This window comes from Cellvibrio mixtus subsp. mixtus J3-8 (assembly GCF_000766945.1).
Classification (GTDB): Bacteria; Pseudomonadota; Gammaproteobacteria; order Pseudomonadales; family Cellvibrionaceae; genus Cellvibrio; species Cellvibrio mixtus_A.
Map to the genome: position 1 here is coordinate 1 of NZ_ALBT01000137.1, position 2,425 is coordinate 2,425.

Genomic DNA, 2,425 nt, shown 5'->3' on the forward strand with positions numbered 1-2,425 from the left:
TATGTTGATCCGGAAACTAACCTTTATTACAACTACTTTCGGGATTATGATCCATCAATCGCAAGATACATAGAAAGCGACCCCATTGGATTAGAAGGAGGCATCAATACATATGGATATGCGCTGCAAAATTCCATAACAAATTCAGATCCCTTAGGTTTAGAAGTAAAAGTTTGCCGCAGACCAGTAGATGTTTCCTGGATGCCTACTTGGGCAAGCAGTTCAGTAATACCTAAACATACATGGATAAAAACAGATACAAAAGAAGCTGGTATGGGTGGCGATTGTGCTGTGCCAGGACAAGGGTGTGCAGACGTACCTTATGTAACTGAGGTCTACGTTAAGGATCACACAGATCAACACAAAGAGCCTAATTCCAGTTGCGAAACTATGAATAATGTTGATGAAGAGTGCGTTAATCAATTGCTACAAATTGGTCAGCCACTTGGGACTTGGAATGGGTTTAATCAGTGTCAGTCTTTCGCATGGCATATCATTGTTGTATGTCGAACTGGCCCGCAAATATAAAGGATGGTCTATGAGTCATGCGTAAATTTATTACTCCAGTGGTTTTGTATGTTCTTGCATTTCTGGCTTTATTTTTAGGGATTTATTATGCATGGATAGCTGAAACTTACACACCAAGACCAGATTTTTATATTAATTTGTCGTCTTTTTTTGGATATTCTTTTTACGTATTATTTTTATTGGCAACTGCTTTTTTAATTAGATATTTTATTGGTAGAAGGAAAAAATAACTTTCCCATCTATCAAGTATCAAAGCCCAGCAGAACACCGCTGGGCTTTTTTATTGAAATGTTGCTCGCTGAATTTATTCCGTCGTCAGCACGAGACAACCTTGCATCACTCTCACCGTCACGGGTGAATCAATGTTGAATCCCGCTTGCTCCAACCAATGCCCCTTGAGCTGCAACCAGGGCACGGTTGCCTGTGGCGGGTACTGCGTCTTGCGCCGGTAGTCGTAGACCATGCTCCCGGTCTTGATCCGGCGAATGTGACAGAGTGGTGTTGGTTAGGAATTTACGAGTTGTGCTCATGAACTGTCCCTTCATAGGGAATGGTTTGTATGATGTTGTTTTTAAATTATCGTTTGAACATAAGTAATAGGAGTTTCAATGAATATTAGGAGACATTTTTTCAAAACTTTGTTAATTGGTAATTCGCTTTGGGGCACATCTGCTTTTGCAGATATATATTATCTCGAAGGGCTGACTCAGCCATCTGGAGGTTATTCGTCTGCACAGCAAGCTTGTAGTGTCGGGGGGCCATATCATGATACTAATTACGGTGTTCCCGGATGCCATAGCTGGGTGTATCCGGGGAGTGGTGGTGTAATGACTTGTAACTTCGCAACGGCTACGTGTGGGGGATCTGGAACAGTTCGTATTACTCGAATTGAAACCTTCGTGCTTGGTGACCCATTTAATCCTGTTCCTCCAAAACAATGTTCTGGTAATCCAATTGATACAAGTTCGGGAGCAAAAATCCAAAAAGAAGTAGATATTTCTGCAATGGGAGTTAACTCTGTTGGAGTTGAGCGGTTTTATAGTAATTCAAACAAAGCTATCGGTGGATTTTGGTATAACTCCTATCAAAAATCTTTGGAAGTAATTGATCCTCAAAACCTGTTAAGTCCACAACAAAAGAGCTCTCCGCACCTCACTAGAGCTATTGCTTGTAATAGCGGTTGGAATGAGTTGAGAGTGCATATCACAGATACTTGGGCGCAAGGAACCACGGGTCGATATGTAAATGGTATTTGCCAAATCATACGTAATAATGTTGTTATTAAAAATCTTTCAGTATTCCCTGATATACAAGGCGTTCAGCTGGAAGCCAGAGCAATAGTTTTGAACCGCGAAAATGGAAGTACGTTTAGTTTTGGCTTAAATGCTAGTGGTGTGTACCAAGCCTTAGGGGATGAGCAAGGCCAGTTAGTTGCTCTTGGTGCTGCACCAATCGCATGGCGATACAAAGCATCCAATGGTGATACCGAAGATTACAATGCAGATGGAAAACTATTATCCATTACCGCCAGCAACGGTATGAAACAGGAATTGTTTTACGATGCAACCAGTGGTCTTTTGGTACGCGTAAAAGATTCCACTGGTCGTGAGCTGTTGTTCGCTTACACCGGCAATCAATTAAGCAGCGTGACTGTCGATGGTAATAAAACAACATCGTATACATATAATGGTCAGGGACTGATTAGCAAAGTTATTCGCCCTGATAATTCCGAACGTATTTATCACTACGAAGATACTCGCTTCCCAACCTTTTTGACCGGGATCACTGATGAGCGAGGAAAACGTTACGCTACCTGGACCTACGATACCCAAGGCAGGGCCATTTCCAGTGAGCACGCAGGCGGAGTTGATAAAACGCAATTGGCCTTTAATGCAGA

At 42.0% G+C, this 2,425-nt stretch carries 4 protein-coding genes; 3 read left to right on the forward strand and 1 reads right to left on the reverse strand.

Translation table 11 applies throughout. From position 1 onward, the window contains the following. Together A596_RS04985 and A596_RS22890 are read left to right on the forward strand one after the other, a co-directional pair. A partial coding sequence (locus A596_RS04985) for an RHS repeat-associated core domain-containing protein (protein WP_039913060.1) occupies nt 1-528 on the forward strand: 528 nt, incomplete at its 5' end. Nucleotides 529-545: 17 nt separating this feature from the next. Next, nucleotides 546-758: a hypothetical protein gene (locus tag A596_RS22890; RefSeq protein ID WP_152600103.1), complete on the forward strand. Its 213-nt coding sequence runs from the start codon at nt 546-548 to the stop codon at nt 756-758. A gap of 74 nt (nt 759-832) precedes the next feature. On the opposite strand, the gene A596_RS22585 is transcribed toward A596_RS22890, so the two are convergent. Next, nucleotides 833-991: a SymE family type I addiction module toxin gene (locus A596_RS22585; protein ID WP_084128053.1), complete on the reverse strand. Its 159-nt coding sequence runs from the start codon at nt 989-991 to the stop codon at nt 833-835. A gap of 145 nt (nt 992-1,136) precedes the next feature. On the opposite strand from A596_RS22585, the gene A596_RS21910 reads away from it, so the two are divergent. Further along, nucleotides 1,137-2,425: DUF6531 domain-containing protein (locus A596_RS21910; RefSeq protein WP_200882870.1), on the forward strand; the 1,289-nt coding region annotated here is incomplete at its 3' end.

Bases quoted from the DNA above. Each gene is read 5' to 3' on its own strand.
- A596_RS22890 (WP_152600103.1), top strand. From the start codon at position 546: ATGCGTAAATTTATTACTCCAGTGGTTTTGTATGTTCTTGCATTTCTG.
- A596_RS22585 (WP_084128053.1), bottom strand. From the start codon at position 991: ATGGTCTACGACTACCGGCGCAAGACGCAGTACCCGCCACAGGCAACC.